The 19,712-nt window shown below is 57.2% G+C and carries 15 protein-coding genes; 3 read left to right on the top strand and 12 right to left on the bottom strand.

Features of this window, described 5'->3' with window-relative positions; genetic code table 11:
• From LKE90_RS07450 to LKE90_RS07460, 3 genes are all read right to left on the bottom strand, one after another.
• Positions 1 to 1,509 carry a methyl-accepting chemotaxis protein gene (locus LKE90_RS07450; RefSeq protein WP_291492185.1) on the bottom strand — a complete coding sequence of 503 codons (1,509 nt, stop codon included), beginning with the start codon at positions 1,507 to 1,509 and terminating at the stop codon, positions 1 to 3.
• A 223-nt stretch (positions 1,510 to 1,732) separates the two neighbouring features.
• A complete protein-coding gene (locus tag LKE90_RS07455; RefSeq protein WP_291492183.1) occupies positions 1,733 to 3,028 on the bottom strand; it encodes an NAD(P)/FAD-dependent oxidoreductase in 1,296 nt (431 codons plus the stop codon).
• A gap of 107 nt (positions 3,029 to 3,135) precedes the next feature.
• Complete coding sequence (locus tag LKE90_RS07460) at positions 3,136 to 3,549, bottom strand: lytic transglycosylase domain-containing protein (protein ID WP_291492182.1); 414 nt, start codon at positions 3,547 to 3,549, stop codon at positions 3,136 to 3,138.
• Between the two features lie 139 nt (positions 3,550 to 3,688).
• Between LKE90_RS07460 and gspG the strand changes: the two genes are divergently transcribed.
• The gene (gene gspG, locus LKE90_RS07465; protein WP_291492181.1) at positions 3,689 to 4,117 is read left to right on the top strand and encodes a type II secretion system major pseudopilin GspG; all 429 of its coding nucleotides are present in this window, start codon (positions 3,689 to 3,691) and stop codon (positions 4,115 to 4,117) included.
• A gap of 132 nt (positions 4,118 to 4,249) precedes the next feature.
• Here the strand turns inward: gspG and LKE90_RS07470 are convergent, their stop codons facing one another.
• The 5 genes from LKE90_RS07470 to LKE90_RS07490 form a co-directional block, all read right to left on the bottom strand.
• Complete coding sequence (locus tag LKE90_RS07470) at positions 4,250 to 7,636, bottom strand: Hint domain-containing protein (RefSeq protein WP_291492180.1); 3,387 nt, start codon at positions 7,634 to 7,636, stop codon at positions 4,250 to 4,252.
• Between the two features lie 200 nt (positions 7,637 to 7,836).
• Complete coding sequence (locus tag LKE90_RS07475; protein WP_291492179.1) at positions 7,837 to 8,376, bottom strand: hypothetical protein; 540 nt, start codon at positions 8,374 to 8,376, stop codon at positions 7,837 to 7,839.
• Positions 8,377 to 8,544: 168 nt separating this feature from the next.
• Positions 8,545 to 9,849, bottom strand: a complete 1,305-nt coding sequence (locus LKE90_RS07480; protein ID WP_407066071.1) for an ammonium transporter — start codon at positions 9,847 to 9,849, stop codon at positions 8,545 to 8,547.
• Between the two features lie 344 nt (positions 9,850 to 10,193).
• Positions 10,194 to 11,591, bottom strand: coding sequence for a glutathione-disulfide reductase (gene gorA, locus LKE90_RS07485; protein ID WP_291492176.1), 1,398 nt, complete (start codon positions 11,589 to 11,591; stop codon positions 10,194 to 10,196).
• 112 nt (positions 11,592 to 11,703) lie between these two features.
• Positions 11,704 to 12,579 (bottom strand): LysR substrate-binding domain-containing protein, encoded by an 876-nt coding sequence (locus LKE90_RS07490; protein WP_291492174.1) that lies wholly within the window; start codon positions 12,577 to 12,579, stop codon positions 11,704 to 11,706.
• Positions 12,580 to 12,654: 75 nt separating this feature from the next.
• Between LKE90_RS07490 and LKE90_RS07495 the strand changes: the two genes are divergently transcribed.
• Together LKE90_RS07495 and LKE90_RS07500 are read left to right on the top strand one after the other, a co-directional pair.
• Entirely contained in the window at positions 12,655 to 13,680 is a 1,026-nt protein-coding gene (locus LKE90_RS07495; RefSeq protein WP_291492172.1) for a YeiH family protein, read from the top strand.
• A 222-nt stretch (positions 13,681 to 13,902) separates the two neighbouring features.
• Positions 13,903 to 14,472, top strand: coding sequence for an SCO family protein (locus LKE90_RS07500; protein WP_291492171.1), 570 nt, complete (start codon positions 13,903 to 13,905; stop codon positions 14,470 to 14,472).
• Between the two features lie 2 nt (positions 14,473 to 14,474).
• Here the strand turns inward: LKE90_RS07500 and LKE90_RS07505 are convergent, their stop codons facing one another.
• From LKE90_RS07505 to LKE90_RS07520, 4 genes are all read right to left on the bottom strand, one after another.
• The gene (locus LKE90_RS07505; RefSeq protein ID WP_291492169.1) at positions 14,475 to 15,824 is read right to left on the bottom strand and encodes a PepSY-associated TM helix domain-containing protein; all 1,350 of its coding nucleotides are present in this window, start codon (positions 15,822 to 15,824) and stop codon (positions 14,475 to 14,477) included.
• 11 nt (positions 15,825 to 15,835) lie between these two features.
• Positions 15,836 to 18,124: a TonB-dependent receptor family protein gene (locus LKE90_RS07510; protein WP_407066070.1), complete on the bottom strand. Its 2,289-nt coding sequence runs from the start codon at positions 18,122 to 18,124 to the stop codon at positions 15,836 to 15,838.
• A gap of 112 nt (positions 18,125 to 18,236) precedes the next feature.
• Complete coding sequence (locus LKE90_RS07515; protein WP_291492165.1) at positions 18,237 to 18,635, bottom strand: hypothetical protein; 399 nt, start codon at positions 18,633 to 18,635, stop codon at positions 18,237 to 18,239.
• Between the two features lie 163 nt (positions 18,636 to 18,798).
• Positions 18,799 to 19,677 (bottom strand): ferredoxin--NADP reductase, encoded by an 879-nt coding sequence (locus LKE90_RS07520; RefSeq protein WP_291492163.1) that lies wholly within the window; start codon positions 19,675 to 19,677, stop codon positions 18,799 to 18,801.
• Positions 19,678 to 19,712: the final 35 nt, after the last annotated feature.

Consider the following 19,712-nt stretch of genomic DNA (forward strand, 5'->3'; position numbering starts at 1 on the left):
TCAGAAGTCTTCCCAGCCATCATCGGAAACTGTGTGACGAGTAACCGCTGCTGAATTCTGCACAGTCAGCGCAGGTGACGTCGTCCCGGTCTTTACCTGTAAAGACCGGGTACTTTTCGCCGTTTCGCCCATGTTTTTTACAAAATTCTTGCTCAGACTGAACTCTGACACCGCTTTTGCAAGATCCTGCACTTCATGAGTAAGACTATGGCTTGCAGCCGTTGTTTCCTCGACCATAGCAGCATTCTGCTGAGTCGCCTGATCCATTTCCCCCAATGAACCATTAATCCGACCGAGACTATCAGCCTGCTCCTGGGCAGACGAAGATATGGAATCGATGATCTCTGAAATAGTCTCTACATTTTCTGAAATCTTTGTCAGTGCGATACCGGTCTGGGTGACAAGCGTCACACCCGACGAAACCTGCCGACTGGAAAGAGAAATCAGTTCCTTGATATTCTTTGCTGAAACTGCTGAACGCTGCGCCAGAGAACGCACTTCGGTCGCCACCACAGCAAAGCCACGCCCAGCCTCTCCTGCGCGCGCCGCCTCTACCCCGGCGTTCAACGCGAGCAGATTGGTCTGGAAGGCGATCTCATCCATCACACCAAGAATATCCGCAACCTTGGTTGAAGATTCCTCAATCTCATGCATGGCTTTAACCGCAGACTGAACGACAGACGCAGACTCTGAAGCCTGCTCACGCGCTCCTCCCGTCGCTGTGCGGGCATCCATGGCATCTCGTGCCGTTTTCTGGACACGCTGGGTTAACGTATTCACTGCACTAGAAATTTCACCAAGACTTCCCGCCTGATGCTCTGTTCGACGCGCCAGATCATCGGAAGCCAGAGCGATTTCCGCACAACTATCCGCAATTGTAGATGCGCTAGATGCCGCCCGACCGATCGTGCTGGAAAATCTTTCGGCGACAGTATTGAAATCTTCGCGGAAGGTTTCGTATTCCGGAATAAATTTTTCTGTATGTCGAAAACTGAGATCTCCTGACGCAAGACACTTCATGCCTTTCATCAGCTCACGCATGACATTTTCTGTCCTTTGCTGCGTTTCACTGCTTTTCGCTGCGAACTCTTTCTCTTTGGCAGCAGCAGCCTGTGATTGAGCAAGCGCCTCTCTCTGAAGACGAGCTCTCTCCAGCGCCTGATCACGGAAGCGGGTCAGCGCCTTGGCAAGACGGCCTATGCAATCCTGCGACTGCTGGTATGAAATAACAACATCAAGATCGCCAGATGCAATTTTTTCAGTTGTAGAAGTCATTATTTCCAGAGGAACTGCCATTGCGCGAACGAGAATATACGTCAACCATACGAAAAAAAGGAACTGAACAGCGCTTGCGGCAATCATAACTGCTTCTATTTTCGGGGTTACCCCCCTCTGCAGCCAGTACAGACTTACCAATGGCTCCAATACAGAGAGAATAACCGGAGCAGACATAACAAAATAAATTTTTTTACGCGCGGGCGCGACGTACAGCAGCCAATGCAACGACATTTTCAGGCACCCTCAAGTGAACGTTCCCGCAAGGGATTTTGTTTCTCCCCGATTTTGCCTCAATGCGCTGAATAAATCGTTACTGATTGTTTATTCGTCCACCATAGTCTTTCACATATAAATCAACGGTAAATAAAGAAGTTTATACCTCCGATGTTTTACGAATACGTAATCTCCGTTTACGGAAAACAGCAGACCATCGCCCGACGACACGACCAAGGCGTCAGACTTTCAACCTGTCCAGTAGCCGATACCAGCTTCCATAAGCACTCACACCCAGACCAGAAAACTGATGGAAAGCAATAGGTTCAAGAGGAGTAACGGGAAAACCGATTTCCAGAGCAGAAGCACCCTGCACCCGCTGTGCCAGCATGCGCCCCATCACAGTCGCCATGGCGACACCTCGGCCATTATATCCCAGCGCGGCATGCACACCTTCAGCAGGCTGATGCAGATGCGGAAAATGATCGGCCGTCATACCGACCCGGCCAACCCAGACATGGTCAAGGCGAACTTCACCGATTTGAGGAAAAATCCGATGCATGGCCTTGATCAGAGGGGTGGCATCCTTCCAGGTCGTCTCGTCATGAGCTGGGCCACGCGTGCCCATGACCAGCCTGCCATGAGCATCCATCTGACTGTAGCGCAGAACCCGACGTGTTTCCGAAAGCGCCTGCCCGTCAGGCAGAATGGTTTTCCTGATTTCTGGCACGAGAGGCTCCGTCGAAATCTGAATTGAATAGGCAGGAACAACAGTTTCTCTCAAATGAGGCCACAGGCCATCGGTATAGCCGTTCGTCGCCAGAACAACCTGTCTGGCGATCAGGTTGCCCTGCCCCGTGCCGAGCCGCCAGCGCCCTGCCGAGCGCGTCATGTTTTCTACGGCGCTGTTGACAAAAATATCCGCTCCAAGAGAAGCGGCGGCTTTGGCCAATCCAAAAGCATACAGCAAAGGCTGAATTTTGCCGCCTCTCGGGTCCAGCCAGCCACCGTTATAAGTCTGCGCTCCCGTCAGATCCGCAACACGTCTGGCGTCCAGAATCTCGGAGTCTACTCCCCGCGCGGCCCATTGCGCGGCCTTGATACGCAGTCTTGCCAGAGCTTTTTCACAGTGAGCCGCCTGAATCCAGCCATTATGCACCGCATGGCATGCGATATTGTAACGCGCGATCAACTCGAAAACACTAGCTGCCGCACCGCCGGTGCTCCGGATCATGGCGTTACCGAGATCAGGGCCAAAAAGCGCCACCAGCTCATCCGGATCATACTTCAGACCAGCAATAACCTGGCCGCCATTCCGCCCCGATGCCCCCCAGCCAATACCGTGACGTTCCAGCACAGCGCAACTGAGACCTTTTTCCGCAAGATGTAGTGCTGTGGAAAGCCCCGTATATCCCCCGCCGACAATGGCAACATCATACTGACGATCGTAACCCGTCAGTTGTCCAAAGGCCGGAACCTGTCCTGCTGTGTCATACCAGAGTGATGGTGGATAGGAGTTCCGGACATCATGCCGCATATCAGCTCCGTCTTGCATCCAGAGAGCATGCTCTCTCACCGCCTGCCCTGATATGGCATGTTTTTTCATTCCATGCACGGAATGGGAGACACCCCTCCCCGAAACAATCAGGGGTCTGACTGCACCGGAAACAGTTTCGAAGCCTGCTGGATGATTTTCTTCTGATAGGCCTCGTTCAACATGGGTGTATGCGAATGATAATTTCCGACAGCTTTCATGAGATCACCATGCGTCTCATTCAGATATGTCCGGAGAATCATGGCGGAAGCCGCGATATTGAAGCACCCGTCAGACACCAGACGCGCGGCCACCTGAACGGCAGGCATACGGGTCAGTTCGGTAATCGGCTGGATCCACCGGGTATTGATCTGCATGAGCCCCATATCCGAGGAGCCATCCTTGTTGCGACGAACCATGCCGTTCGCACCGCGTTCCACTTCCCATATCGTGGGCAGCACGCGTGGCGGAACATCATAGCGGATTGCAGCGGCAACCATACACGCAAGCAAATGGGCTGGCATGAAGACCTTTTCCGAGACAGGCACAACCAGACAGCCGAGCCTACATTTCATTTTTATTTAATACGCACCCGCTGTTCCGAAGACAGCGGGTGCGTTTACTAACGCATCATGATCGAACAGCGAAAGCTCTGGCATAAAAATGTCACACGTTGAGAACCACACCGACCAGCCTGATGCCGGCTTCACCCTTCTGGAAATTCTGGTGGTGCTGGCAATACTAGGCCTGCTTGTCGGACTTGTCGCCCCTGCGGCCCTGCGACAGCTTGGAGGCGCCCGCCTCTCTGTCGCCCAGCAATCCATCGCCCGTATCGGCACGGTACTGGACATGTACAAACTGGATGCTGGCAGCTATCCTTCAACGGAAGATGGTCTGGACGCCCTGATCCATCGTCCTTCCGGCGCTGAAAACTGGAATGGTCCCTACCTGAAGGGTGGCACCGTCCCCCTTGATCCGTGGAAACACCCTTACGCCTACCGCGCTCCTTCAGACCGGGAAGGCAAGGATTACGACCTGTGTTCGCAGGGACCGAAAGATGGCGATCGCAGCGGCGAAATCTGCAATCCGTAGAATGAAGGCTGAGCAGAAACGCTCAAAAAAACTTTCAAGCAGTGGCCGTTTCTGCAACAACCCGGTGCTGTTTTCAGCCAAACAGCACCGGTCAGACGTGAAATGCCCGTCTGAATTATAAGATAGTCGCTCTTAGCCTGCCATTCTGACCACAGGCTGGGACGCCTGTTTCAGACCCAAAGCCTCACCGAGACAGCGATCCACAGTCTCCGTTGAGAACTGCTCACGGATCAGACGCATCTCCGTGCGCCCGAGTTCATCGGACGTCTCAGGTTCCTCATGCAGCCTCAGGAGCTGCTCCGCTATTCCCTCGACGCTGTTCTGCACCAGCCCCGTCAACCGTCCCGGCAAGACCATACCTTCGGCTGACACGGCGCTCATCACGCAGGGAACACCTGCGGCAAACGCCGAGAGAACCACCCCATCGACACCCGCTCCGAAGTTGAGCGGCACAACACCGGCACGAGCCTGCGGAAAGAGGGCTTTGGCCGGGTTGTCGATACCACCGACGATTTCAACGCCTCCGCAATCTGAATCCGCAGGCATAGCGAGCGTACCGACGACTTTTTCCTGACCGGGGCCAGCAAGCAGACATCTGATGTCCGGACGGCGCGCCCATACCAGCGGCATGATCTCGCGCACGAGCAGGATGGCCGCATCGAGACTGTCCGCCCGATCATAGTAGCCAAAGAAAGCCACACCCGACCGGGTCGAGGCAGGCTGTTCCACGGCTTCCGGCTCGACCTCCCATGGCACGACATGAACATTCAATGCCGGAACCAGTTGTTTCAGACGGTTTGCCTCAACCTGCGAATGCACAATCACCTGATCGCAAAGCAGCGCTGTCGTGATCTCGTAAGTGCGCATCCTGCCGATTGCACGCAGCAGATCGACACGCGCTTCTGTCTCGGCCTGCCGTTCAAGACGGAGATACTGAAGCTCGCGCGTGCCATAAACCACCGTGGCGCGCCCCATGTAGCGACGGGCGAGACCGGCATAGGACGAAGCAGCGCTCAATCCACGCAGATAAACCAGATCAAAACATCCGGCCTGACGCCGCAGCACTTCTTCCGGCGAGGCGTAGAGCGGAGCCCGGGTAATGGAAACGCCTTCCGCTTCCAGAAGCGTTTCCGTTTCCGGAACGGCTGCATGATCCACTGTCGAGACCGTCACATCGTATCCCAGACGTGCGAGAGACCTGATGTGGGACAGAAGGGGAGCCGCATCAGGATCATGTCCGATACGCGGCATCGTTTCGCTGATCACCAGAGCGCGCCGCATGACCGGCATGTCCGCCGCATCCCGACCGGCCAGCCGCCGCTCATGATGAAGAGCAGTCCGCTTCTCCCGCTGCCCGTCCAGATCGGCTTCCTTCTGACGAAGATGGGCGGCCTGCTCAAGAATGAATGACAATGCCTGACGCCGTTCGGTCGAAGAGGACATATCTTTCACGGCGCGTCCGATGACATTGCGCAATGCGCCGTCAAACTGCTCCGGCACTGAAAGCTGCGCTGGCGAACCGGGGACCTGTACATCCGTGCCGCTGTAAAAGACCTCGATCATGTGAGAGGTTTTCCAGTCCAGCGGCTCTTTCAGGGTCATCCTGAAGCCGGACCAGCCATTGCCCATACCTGCCGGAACGAGATCAGCCCGATAATTGACGGCAGGCAAAGTGGCGACATGCTGACCATCGATACGGATATCGACCCGAGCTTTTTCACACGGGCGCTTTGCGTTCCAGATCCATCCGCCAACACAGTCATGGGAAGCGTGATCCAGCCCTCCGCGATAGTCGGCCGGGTCAAAAGGCGAGACCGGACCGGCTTCAGCCTGCGTTTCCGGCGGCAGACGAAGGCAAGTCTCTGCCTGACCCATATCCACTTCACGGGACACCAGAGCCTGTGCCCGAGCGTTGATACGCTGCCAGATTGCAACAACCTCCTCACCCTTCTCGACACGCGGCGCGTAGTGAACCGCCTGCGTGGCGACAGCATCAGGATAAAGCGTGTAAAACTCAGCGGCATTGTGGAACATGCCTCGACCGCCATCTTCCACGTAACTCTCTGAAGGGGCGCCTTCGGCCATCAGAAGGTCGTGCGTGTCCAGTTCGATATTGAAATACTCGATCTGTTCCTTCACATCGCACTGAATGACCGTCTCACCATTGATGAGCGCGCTGGCCGCCACAAGGACGCCATCCAGATACATGGCGTGCAGGGGAGAAACTTTCAGATCACGGCGGGGCACATTATCGGCAAGCGCACCGGCCCTGATGAGCACCGGCATCAGACCCCGGTTGTTGCTGACAAACTCCGCGCCATAGCTGCGGCGACCAATCCAGCGGATCTTTTTCAGGGTGCCCGACGCCGTGCGCACCATATCACCGATTTTCAGTTGTTCGACCGGAACTTCACCATCTTTCGTGGCGATCAACGTGCCGGAGCAATAGCAAGCGGCATAATTCAGGGTAGTACCGTTTGCGTCCTGCGCCAGACTGAAGTCTTCAGCCGTGATGGTTCCAGCCGTTCCGGCAAACGAAAAAACCTGAGTAACAGCAGAACCGTTATAATACCCCGAAACAGTCAGGGTATTTCCGGAAGCAGACAAAGTCGTTGAATGAGTAGTGTCGTCCAAGCTCAAAAGCTGGATGCCGGCGCCGCTCTGAAGCGTAAGTCCCGTTACAGTGACCCCTACTCCCGTCAGAGCTATCGAGCCGCCGCTTAAAACGGTTACGTCAGCGACAGTCGTGCTGGAGCCGTCAATTTCAGTGGCGCTCAGCGTGCCTCCGCTTGAGACCGTGGCGCCGGAGATAAACCCTCCCTCCGTAACATCAAGGAAGCCGCCACTGCTGACAGTCGTGTTGGTTGCCGAACCGCCGCCATCAATTTCCTGCACGCCACCGTTGGTCAGGATGGTATCGGTCGCGGACGCCTGACTTGTAATCAGCTGGGTTGCATAATTCGTGACGATGGTATGGGACGCAAAGCCACCGGCATTGATGTTCTGACCGCCGCCGTCAGCACCGTGGCCCGAACCGAAACCAATGACAGTGGTCGAAATCGCTGTGCCGCCCTGGCCAATATCCTGCGTTCCATGTTGCAGGGTCGCGGAAACGGCGCTTCCACCCGCCTGAATGCTCTGGTCGGCATTCTCCTGCACGGTTGCGCCTGAATCCACTCCATAGAGAGTTTCCGTAACGCCGGACGCAAGCGTAAGAGCGCTGACGACGGCATCACTGGACACCAGAAGGTTACTTGAGTTGACCAGCACATTTTCGACAAGGCCGCCACCATAGACCGTCAGGGTGCCGCCAGCCGAAACAACGCCGCCACTGACAACTCCCTGTGCTCCGGGCGCATCTGACGTATCATTCTGCTTGCCGACAAAAAGCAGACCACCACTCATGACCGTAACGGAGGACGCCACGCCACCAGATGAGATATTAAGTCGGCCCCCGCTTTCGATTGTCGCGCTCGCAACATTCGAGGTTAAACTCTCATTGGCTAAAGTGACGTCCATGGTGCTCATATTTTCCCCCAGTCACAGCGCAACCTTTTGATTGCACTCAAAAAAAATTTCCTAGGGTCCAATTATTGGTTCCAATAACTAATTTTTTGGATACATCCCTTTCCAAACCTTTAAAAAAACAGGGGCAAAAAACAAAAAGCCGCCCCATTCAGAAGGGCGGCTTCCTGCAAAAACACAGAGAAGAGAAAGGATTATTCGCCTTTCAGACGCTTCGTGCAGACACTGTAATAACCGCCGCCTTTCTGAATCCAGTTCAGACCGCCATTGCCGCCAGAGGCTTTGTTCGCGTGATACTGGTCCAGACAGGTCTTCATGCGGGCCTTCCCTGCGGACAGGGAGGAATATTTTGAAGAAACCTGACTGGGGAATACGGCATTTCCTGAGTAGGTCGATGCCTTGCTGGCTGTTTTGTCCTTGCTTTCAGACTTGGTGTCGACTGCGGAGGCAGCCGCCGGAGTCGCGGCAGCCGGTGCGGCGATCGATGCAGCAGCCGGGGTCTCGCTCTTCTCCTCCGGCTCGACCTCGGCCCCGGCGCACTGAGCGGCCTTGAACTCCTTGTAGCTCTGACCGGCCAGAGTGCCGCCTTCCTTCGCCGCCTTGAATTTCGCGTGGCACTCCTTGGCCGTCACAGCGGCATGCGCCTCACCCGGCACCACCACAGACCACGCTGCACCCGCCGCCAGAAGAGCAAGCGAAGCAGTCACCGTACGAACGGAACGATTGAAGCCCATCGGCTATCCTTACATCACAGAATTGACGGTGATGCCGCGCCCGCACGGCACAGCATCCGCACTCACAAGAAACCAGAATGCGTCATCATACAAGCCCGGAGAACCCCAACGAAAAAGGGGCGGATCAGCCGATCCGCCCCTTCTCCATATCATCCGGTCAAACAGGGATCAGTTGATACGTTCGCCATGCAGCGCAACGTCCAGACCTTCCTGCTCGGCTTCCGTGGAAACACGCAGACCGACAATGAGATCCACTACCTTCAGCAGGATGAATGTCATGATGCCACACCAGACAATCGTCACGCCGACAGCCTCGGCCTGCACCAGAAGCTGGTGCAGCGAACCGGACGTGCCTGTCGGATTGGCGTCCGTCGCGGACAGGGGACCATAGGCAAAGACACCCGTCAGCAGGGCGCCGACGATACCACCGACACCATGCACACCGAAGGCGTCGAGACTGTCGTCATATCCCATCATGTGCTTGAGAGATGTCGCACCCCAGTAGCAGACGACGCCCGTGACCAGACCGATGGCCAGCGCGCCACCCGGCAGCACGAAACCGGCCGCCGGCGTAATGGCCACCAGACCACCGACAGCACCGGAGATGATGCCCAGAACCGTCGGCTTGCCCGTGCGGAACCACTCGGCGACCATCCAAGACACGCCAGCCGCAGCCGCTGCGATCTGTGTGGTGGCCATCGCCATGCCCGCACGGCCATTCGCGCCGACAGCGGAGCCTGCGTTGAAGCCGAACCAGCCCACCCACAGCAGGGACGCGCCGATGACGGCGTAAGTCAGGTTGAACGGCGCAAGGTCTTCTGTGCCATAGCCACGGCGCTTGCCGAGGACCAGCGCACACACCAGACCGGCGACACCGGCATTGATGTGAACGACCGTGCCGCCAGCGAAGTCCAGCGTACCCATACCGGCCAGCCAGCCGAGCGGGCTCCAGACCCAGTGGGCAACAGGAGCGTAAACGATCAGCGACCACAGGATGCTGAACAGGCATACCGCCGAGAACTTCATGCGCTCGGCATAAGCGCCCGCGATCAGCGCAGGGGTGATGATGGCGAAGGTCATCTGGAACATCATGAAGATGCTCTCAGGGATCGTCATGGTCGAAGCGGAAGCGGTGCCCTCACCAATCGTGAAGGGGATGTCCGCGCCCTTGCTGATATGCTCGCCCAGTGTCGCAAGGAACGCCTTGGACAGGCCGCCGACATAAGGCGTGCCATTCGAGAAGGCGAGAGAGTAGCCCGCCACCATCCAGACGATCGTGATGATGCAGCAGATGGCGAAGCTCTGCATGAGAGTCGCCAGCACGTTCTTCTTGCGAACCATTCCGGCGTAGAACAGGCCAAGACCCGGAATGGTCATCATCAGCACCAGCGCCGTGCTGACGAGCATCCAGGCCGTGTCGCCCGTGTCGATGCTCGGGGCCGGTGCAGCGGCCTCCTCAGCGAACGCCGGCATGGTGGCAAGCAGCCCGACCGCACCGACAGAAACAGCAGTCAGCGCCCCGGAGAAGCGGGATTTCAGTGGCATGGCCACCTGACCCTGCCGATACGGGGCATGCCCCGCGAACGAGGAAAACTGTATATTCATAAACGCTCGCTGCCCCCTGCCTCATTCACGCTTGATCGTTATGGTGTGAGCGTCCGACAGAGCCTGTGGGAACACCCTGCCTGCGGAACACACATCAAGACGTTCATCTCATTATGAGATGACACTGACCTTGCCTATACGTAGCTTATTCGTAACGAATTACTCAAGCCCGTCAATCGGGAAAGAATGCGCCATAAAGCAGGAAAAACCCGTCAATCTCCAGCCACGCGCGTCCGCGTCCGCATGGTGACAAATTCTTCCGCCGAGGTTGGATGGATGCCGATCGTCCGGTCAAAATCAGCCTTCCGCAATCCCGCCGTCACGGCAATGGCCAGCCCCTGCATCAGTTCCGGCGCGTCCTCGCCCAGCATGTGCACACCAACCACCTTCTGGGTGGCCTGATCCACGACCAGCTTCATCAGCGTGCGCCGCTCACGACCGCTGAGCGTATGGCGCATCGGGCGGAACTTCGACACATACACGTCCACCACGCCCTTTTCGGCGGCCTCGGCTTCGGACAGACCGACACTGGCTAGCGGCGGCGTGAAGAATACCGCTTTCGGCGTGGTGTCGAACGACCACTCGCGGGACTGATCCGCAAACAGCCGGTCCGCGAGAATATGCCCCTCGGCAATCGCGACAGGTGTCAGGTTGAGGTGATTCGTCACGTCGCCAATGGCGAACACGCCGGGTTCAGCCGTTTCAAAGTGCCGGTCAACCTCGATGCGCCCCTCCGCCGTCCGGCGGACGCGGGTGTTTTCCAGCCCAAGCCTGCCACTCTTCGGGTGACGCCCTGTGGCCATCAGCACACAATCGACCGTCAGTTCCACGCCATTGTCCAGCGTGACGACCAGAGCCTCACCTTCCTTGCGGATGCGCGTCGGGCTGGCCTGCACATGCTGTGTCACGCCGCGCTGGCTGATCGCTTCATGCAGGGCCTCCCGAAGATCCTCATCGAATCCACGCAGAGGCAGCGTCTGACGGTAGACCAGATCAACCTGCGCCCCGAGCCCTGCGAAAATGCCAGCGAATTCAATGCCGATATAGCCGCTGCCGATAATGCAGACGCGCTCCGGCATCTCTCTCAGACCGAAGACTTCATCAGACGTGATGGCCAGTTCAGAACCCTCGATGTCCAGTTTCGAAGGCGTCGATCCCGTCGCAATGACGATCTGCTTCGCCGTGATCCGCTCCGGCTTCGCATCGGGAGCCAGTTCCGATGGCGTGACAAGAATGGTATGCGCGTCCTCAAAGCTGGCAAAACCGGTCAGCAGTTTCACACCCGCCTTTTCCAGCATCGAGACATAGATGCCGTTGAGACGCGAGATTTCCTTGTCCTTGGCGGCTATCAACCTGCTCCAGTCGAACGAGCCTTGCTCCGTGCTCCAGCCAAATCCGTGGCTGTCCTCGACATAATTGCCGTATTCACTGGCCTGCACCATCAGCTTCTTCGGCACACAGCCCAGATTGACGCAGGTGCCGCCCCAGTGACGGCTCTCGACCACCGCCACCTTCGCGCCATGTCCCGCGGCGATCCGCGCGCAGCGAACACCGCCCGACCCCGCGCCGATGACCAGAAGGTCTACGTCGTATTCTGTCCTGTCGGGCATGTCCCTGCTCTCCGTCCGGTTTCATCACACTGTTGGATTGAAGATGCCTTGTGTGGGTCACGGAAACAACCACACCAGAGCGACGGAGCTTCTTTGCGGGAAGGAAATGCGTCTACAGCATCGCCACGAACGCCTGCGCCGCACGGCTCAAGGGACGCTCACGGTGGCGCAGCATATGGAAATTCCGTTTCTCAAGCGTGCAATCCAGCGCCTCCACCAGCCCTGCCCGCACACGTGAGGCAGCAGCAAGATCGGACACGGCCGAGATCAGCCCGCCACTGGCCACACCTTCCAGCACCGCTTCGTTGGAAGGCAGCACGAGCCGGATATCGAGGTCGGTCAGATCAAGCCGGAAGAGCGTTTGCAGACAGCGTGCGAGGTGATCCCGCGTGCCGGAACCTTCTTCCCGCAGCACCCACTGCGCGTCCACGAGGTCCTGTCGGGTCAGGGACTGGCCGAAAAGCCGATGTCCGGGCGCCGCATAAAGGCGGAAATCATCGGTGGCCACCGGCTGTTTGTGCAACAGAAACGCCTGATCGATCCGGCCTTCCACGAATCCCAGATCAGCCTGCCCTTCCATCACGGCCGCAGCCGCCTGCATGGTATTGCTGACACGGAAGTTCAGCGTGATGGCAGGGTACTGCACGGCAAACCGTGTCAGGAAGCCCGGCAGCCAGTAGGTCGCCACTGTCTGGCTGGCAGCGATCCGCAATTCGCCCTGTAAAAGCCCTGACAGGTCATCCAGCACCTGCACCGCGTCCGCCGCTTTGGACAGCACATTCCGTGCGGCAGGCAAGAACACCCTCCCCGCGTCGTTGAGTTCAAGCCTGCGTCCCACACGGTCGAAAAGACGCGTCGCGTGCCGCTCTTCCAGCGCGGCGATTGCGGCGCTGACAGCGGGCTGCGAGAGATGGAGTGTTTCCGCCGCAGCCCGCATGTTCAGCAGTTCTGCCACTGTGACGAAGATACGGAGCTGTTCGAGGGTCATTCAATAGATTTACTTTGTTGAATTGACTATATCAATCCATTGGATTTGTCATTCATGTGGCGCGATCTTCGCAGCATGAAACAGACACCTCGCCTTTTTCGTACAATTCCCGGTCTTCTGCTCAGCATGGCCGTCGCCGGATGCGCCATACTCCTTGAACAGACGGAACGGTTTCTGACTGGTTCGGCATGGATCGAAAGTCTTGTGCTCGCCATTCTGGCTGGCGCCGTGCTCCGTACGCTGTGGAAGCCGTCAACCGTTTTTGAGAGTGGCATCCATGTCTCCGCTCATACCCTGCTGGAAACAGCCGTCGCCCTGATGGGGGCTGCGATCAGCGTGGAGATGGTTTTGAAAGCCGGTCCTGCTCTCATTCTCGGCATTGTGGGGACTGTCGGCATTGCGATCGGAACTGGCGTGCTGCTGGGGCGTGCTTTTGGGCTACCGCCCAGAATGGCGTTGCTGATCGCCTGCGGAAACGCCATTTGCGGCAACTCCGCCATCGCCGCAGTCGCTCCCGCCATCGACGCGGACAGTGATGAAGCCGCCATCGCCGTGGCTTTCACCGCCGTTCTGGGCATTGTGGTGGTCATGTGTCTGCCTGTAGTGGCCCACGCCCTTCACCTGACACAGACGGCTGGTGGCGTCATGGCGGGTCTGACAGTGTATGCTGTGCCGCAGGTGCTTGCCGCCGCTGGTCCGATGGGCGCGACAGCCGTACAGATCGGCACACTGGTCAAGCTGGTCCGCGTGCTGATGCTCGGTCCGGTCGTGGCGGTGAGTTCGCTGGTTTACACGCGGCGGCTTCCACTGTGCGACGCAAAGCCCCGTTCCTGCCTGAGCCGTTTTCTACCGCCCTTCATTCTGATTTTCATGGGGCTGATGACGGCACGCTCGCTGGATCTGGTTCCACACGTTCTGCTTGCGCCACTCCACATGATGAGCGGCATGCTCACACTTGTCGCCATGGCGGCGCTGGGGCTTGGCGTTGATTTACGGAATGTGCTGGCTGCCGGACCGCGTGTAATGGCGGTTGTTACTCTGTCGCTTGGAGTGTTGGGCGGAGTGGCGCTGCTGGTCGCCAGACTCTGCTGTCAGCTATGAAAGGAAAAATCCGTCCATAGCCATGACGCAGAAAGCTGGTTTGGTGGGGCATCATGCCGACTATATCTTTATCATCCTCACCGGACCGCCATGACGTCAGGATGGTCATAGTGTAATGAAAGTTCAGACCATGTCTGCTACAATCCCGGCATGAAGCAGAAGAACCGTTCAAAAGCCACCTCTGCCGGGAAAGCCTCTCTTTCGAGACAACACGAGCGGAAAATGGTTCTTTCCGTGCTCGGCGTCGTGCTGATCCTGTTCGCCGGGGCCGCAGGGCTGAGAACATTTCTGACGTCTCAACACCATACGCAGATCGGTGGTCCTTACACATTGACTGACGAACAGGGACAGACCGTCACACAGGCCAGTTTTCAGGGGCGTTATACGCTTCTTTATTTTGGCTACACGCATTGTCTTGATGTATGCCCTCTGACGCTTGCAACCTTGTCAGTGGCACTGGAGGAACTCGGCGGACAGGCGCAAAAAGTCACTCCGGTTTTCATCTCGGTCGATCCTGAGCGGGATACTCCAAAAGTCCTGCGGGATTACGTCCAGCGTTTCTCCAGCCGCATTGTCGGCCTGACAGGAACCGAAGCCCAGCTCCAGCCTGTCATGAGTGCGTTTCATGTTTCGGCACAGCGCCACGCCGCCAGTGGCTCAGGCTATCTTGTCGATCATAGCTCGCTTCTTTACCTGATGGATGGGCAAAACCATCTGGTCGGCATGATCCCCGTTGATGCCAGTGCCCATCAGATTGCCAGCGAACTCAGACGACTTCTACCGTCATCCTGACGTCAGGTCGGGCATAATCTCTGGAACATCCGGCTCGCGAGAGCCAGAACGAGCAGCGATGCACCGAGTTCAGGCAGAAACACCGCCAGAACAACAAGGATTACGATTCCAGCAATTCCATGTTTTTGAGAGCGCAAGGCTGGTGGAACCCCCAGCTTCCCGACAGGTCTGCGTCTGAGCCATAAAAATGTCGCGGTTCCGCTCATCAGCAGCAGGCCGGACGCCACCATAAGATTGATGACCTGATTCATCCAGCCGAAAAGCTGCCCCTCATGTGCGGCCACACCATAGCCGATTATCCGGTCCATCAGACCTTTTCCGGCGAACGTGGTCCGCGCCATCACATGCCCGCCGGATGTGACCGTAACACTCTCTCGCAGGGGTCGGTTCTGCGTATCCGAGCGAACGGTCCAGACAGAGCCTGACGGCGTGATGATCACCGGAGCAGACAGGGAAAGAGTGGCGGCAGTCCGCGCGACAGCGTCCAGACCACTCAAAAGATGTTTTTCAGGAAGAAGGGCTGAGGCGTCCGGCATATCCATACCGGGCATATCCATGGTGCCTTTTGAACGCGTCTGTGATGGCTCCACCGGGTGCCCGGCAATGACTGTGGCGGCAGGAACCGCGCCAATCTCCCAGTCCTTGACGGACGTCAGACGGCCAACCGTCTTTTCGACTGATTGCAGGGCATGCCCCCAGACGAAGGACCAGGGCAGACCTGACACCAGAAACAGAACCAGAAAGAGTGATGTCCAGACACCGGTTACGGCATGTAAATCCCGCCAGCGGGTCCGCCCCTTCGCTCCAAGACGGGGGTAAATGACGCCTGCCAGTCCGCTATGAGACCGTGGCCACCAGAGCAGCAGACCTGTCACGACCAGAACAATGGTCCATGAGGCAACCATTTCCATAATGACGGAACCCACATTGCCCAGCAGCAACTGGCCGTGCAGCCGAAAGACCAGCCTCTCAAATCTCTTTTCTTCCGGAACGGTTTTCAGAACGACATGAGCATTCCTGTCGACATACACGCGGACGGCTTGCCCGTCCGGCCTGATGACGAGAACACGCGCCGCGCTGTGCTGTGTGCGAGGAAGTTCATAAGCCAGAAAAGAGCCTTGAGGCACTACCGACAGGGCCGTCTGAACGTCACGCTCGGGAGAGGGCGACAGGACCATGGGCAGATGGTCATATCGCCAGTCGATCCAGTCATCAATCTGCGGTTTAAAGAGATAAACCGCTCCGGTCAGAGACAGAAAGGCCACAAAAGGCAGACAGAACAGCCCGGCGAAGAAGTGCCACCGCCAGAGGGTACGATGGTCTGGCCAGAGCGCGGAAACGTGCGTGATCATGGCGATCTCCTTCAGAATCTGATCCGCACGCCGCCGAAATACGCGCGGGGCGAGCCTGCGTAGATGGAGCCTGTGCTGTTCATGAGTGTGGCGGCACCAGACTGCTGGCCGTTGGCTTGCAGGCTGTCACTGATGTTGGTGGCGCCTGCGACATAGGTCTGGTTTGCGACGTTCTGCACCTCGAAATACCAGTGCAGCCGATGCGCCCAGCCGAACCGGACTGGCGGATCATAATGCACTTCAAGATTCAGCAGCGCATAACCCGGCGCTTTCAGACGATTGGCGTTATCAAGCCAGTAGGAATCCCGCCAGGTAACTTCCGCATATCCGCCCAGTCCTTCCAGTGGACCTTCAGGCTGGTCGTAGAGAAAGCGGGCATTGAGAAAATTGGGAATGACCCCGGGAATATAATGACCTTTACGGCTGAAACTGCGTGAAAGCGTGCTGTTGGAAAGAACCTCGCTGTAATTGGTGTAAACCTGATTATCGTATGTATAACTCAGCTTGATCCGACCGCCGGGAAGCATTTTCGGCAGCGGTTTCCACTCCACGCCCAGAACAACGCCACGATGCTCGGACGCTGGCGCATTGAAGGTATAGGAGCCAACCGTGTTGACACCCGCAGACTGGCTGACCAGTTCGTTTTGATAAAATTCGTAAAAACCCGTGGCCTGAAGGCTTATATTGGAAGATGGATGCCAGTCCGCACCCAGATCGACTCCGACACTTGTCTGGCTTTTCAGTTGCGTGTTGTTTCCATATTGCCCCTGCGGGGTAATGAAAAGATTGGAAGATGATGGTGTGCCATAGGCCGTGCCGACGCGGGTATGCAGCGTCCAGTCTTTTGATGGTGTGTAAATCAGCGCTCCCTCCGGAGCGAGATTGAAATAGAAACGATTGGCCGTGATGGCGCGCTGAGTGCTTGCTGTGGCGGAATAGCCATAAAGCGTTTCGGTTGCGCCGATATCGGAATATGTACCACCAAGCCCCACCACGATGTGCCAGTCCGGCGCAAAATGCCAGTCTTCCTGAAAACGGGCGCCAAGATTCCACTGGTGCCCATAGCTTTCGGAACTCATGGCGCCTCGTGTTGCGCCGCCAAATGGCATGATATTGTAGGTCTGTGACCCAAAATCGAGATAATCAAAGCTGACGCCGGCGAATGTCTCCAATGCCCTGCCAGCGAGTTGAGCATGATTGGTTATGTCGCTGCTCACATTGTAGGAATTATACGGGCCGACATACGCCGTGGGCGAGGTAGGCTGATCGATGTGGCGTTGATCGTAGGTGAACTGGTTTCGCCATGTTGTATGGCTGTTGAAATCATGCTCCCAGCGCAGACCGACGACCGTGCGTCGGTCAAAACGTCCCAGACCGGCGGCTTCAGGACTCATGGCTACCTTTGCGCCATAGCGGCCATTGACCAGCAGATTGACGGACGCGCATCCGGCTGCCGCGCTGGCCGCGTTGGCGCACCCCTGCTGGTAGGGATTGGCGCGATACTGACTGAGTGACAGTCTTACCGGCAGAAAAGCATCGGTGACGTTGTTGACGAATTTCAGAATCAGCCGGTCGGATGAAGTCAGATTGACACGAAGCCGCACATTTTCCGTCGAGGTATTGTAACGGCTGTTGGCAATGAAACCGTTTCCGCGCACATCGCTGCCGAAGATCATCAGGTCATAACGGCTATTGCCAAAGCCGAGCGTCGCATAGTTGTTGAACATTCCGAAGCTGCCGAAATCGGAGCCCAGTTCCAGCCCGTGGATATCCGCTCCCTGTCGAGTATGGAAATTGATGGCGCCATTGATGGCGTAATTGCCATAGAGGGTGGAGGCTGGCCCCTGGAAAACATCAACCCCCTGATAGGCATGGGGATCGATCAGATCAGCCCGGGCAGTCCCGTCGGGCTGGGTCATGGGAAAGCCATCCTCCAGCACCTGTAGATTCTTCAGGCCATAGGACTGACGGTCTCCCGATCCCCGGACGGATACCACGGTATCACGGGGACCATTCCCCTGAGTGAAGCTGACGCCGGGAATGGTCACCACCATATCCGCAACGCTCTGGCCGATCTGATCCGCGAAATCACGTCTGTCCGAGCTATAGGTCGTCTGGCCTGTTGGACGAGTGAGAGCAGACGAGCGGTTTAACCCCGTCACAAGAATCTGTTCGGTTTTGGCGGGAATTTTGCCAGTTTTCGACGCAGGAACGAGAGTGTGGTGCTCAGAAAGGTGGGCCGCCGCACCTTCTGTCGCGGCGCACGCGCTGGTAGCCGGGATGACGACGACAGCCGCCATCATCCCGCAAAACGGGAGTGAAATATGGGCAGTATGAAACATGAGACTGAACCTGAACAAGCAGCACGAAAAGCTCACATGCGGGGCACATGAGCGGCTCTTTCAATTCAGATCAGGCAGGAGGCCCCTGCGGGCAGAGTGAGGCCCGTTTTGGCCTCGGCGGTCCACGGATGGGCGTGAACATCCAGGGCTGATGGATGCCGGAGACAACCAGCGCGATGAAAAGACAGAAGACAACACTCAGAACCAGAAGCTCAAAAGCCTCAGACAGCAGAAAGCTGTCATCTTCCGGATTGGTGGAGTGATGCTGCTGGCCGTCCGGGTCAGACGATGAACTCTGATCGTCGCAAAGAATGCTCAGCTTTGTAAGATTCTTGAGGGGATCGTCCATCAGCGCTGACGGGAAGGCGATTCCGCCGAAGGTCAGACGCGCAACCACAGCAAGCAACACAAGAGGCCAGAAGGCCGTCATGTAAGTCAAACTGTGGGCACGTGAAGACATGCGTGACATTTACAGGAAGTTTTTCCTGCTAGCCAGACACATATTTTGTTCACGGACTTGATCACCGCGACCAATGAAAATGTCGGCCATGGAAAATACGGATATTACCACAAAAGAAAAAGGCTCCGGACAACCATCCGGAGCCTCTGCATAACCAGCATTCCAGCGCTTTTTACCGCTCGACAAACGCCTTCTCGACAACATAGGCGCCCGGCTTGGAGTTGTTGCCTTCGTCAAATCCAAGACCTTCGAGCAGCTTTTCCGTGTCGGCCAGCATTTCCGGCGACCCGCAGATCATCACGCGGTCCAGTTCCGGATCGAACGGCGGCAGGTTGAGATCAGTGAAAATCTTGCCGCTCTCGATCAAAGTGGTGATGCGGTCGGTGACCTCAAAGTCCTCACGGGTCACAGCCGGATAATAACGCAGCTTTTCAGAAATCATCTCGCCGAGGAACTCATGCTCCGGCAGCTCGTGGCGGATGTGATTGAAGTAGGCCAGCTCACCCGAGATACGGACCGTGTGCGTCAGCACGACGTTCTCGTAACGCTCATAGCATTCCGGGTCCTTGATGAGGCTCATGAACGGCGCAAGGCCGGTGCCTGTGGACAGGAAATAGAGGTTACGGCCCGGACGCAGGTTGTCGAGCAGCAACGTGCCGACGGGCTTGCGACCGATAAGGACCGTGTCACCCACCTTCACATGGCGCAGACGCGAGGTCAGCGGACCGTCCGGCACGGCGATGGAAAGGAATTCCATGTGCTCTTCATAGTTCGGCGAGGCGATGGAATAGGCGCGCAGCAGCGGCTTGCCGTCCACTTCCATGCCGATCATCGTGAACTGACCGTTCTCGAAACGCAGGGCCTGATCACGCGTGGTGGTGAAGCTGAACAGCCGGTCCGTCCAGTGATGAACCGTCAGCACCTTGGCCGGAAACAGATGACCGTATTCCTTCTCCGGAGGAGCAAGGTGCCACACACCTTCCTGCCCTTCGACAGGCAACAAACCGGAAGGAGCCTCTTCAGGGGAAACGCGTGGCAGAATGTCGGACATAGACCGGAAATCTCCGTATCGGCAGCGATGTTCGC

The organism is Acetobacter sp. (assembly GCF_022483985.1).
GTDB lineage: Bacteria > Pseudomonadota > Alphaproteobacteria > Acetobacterales > Acetobacteraceae > Acetobacter.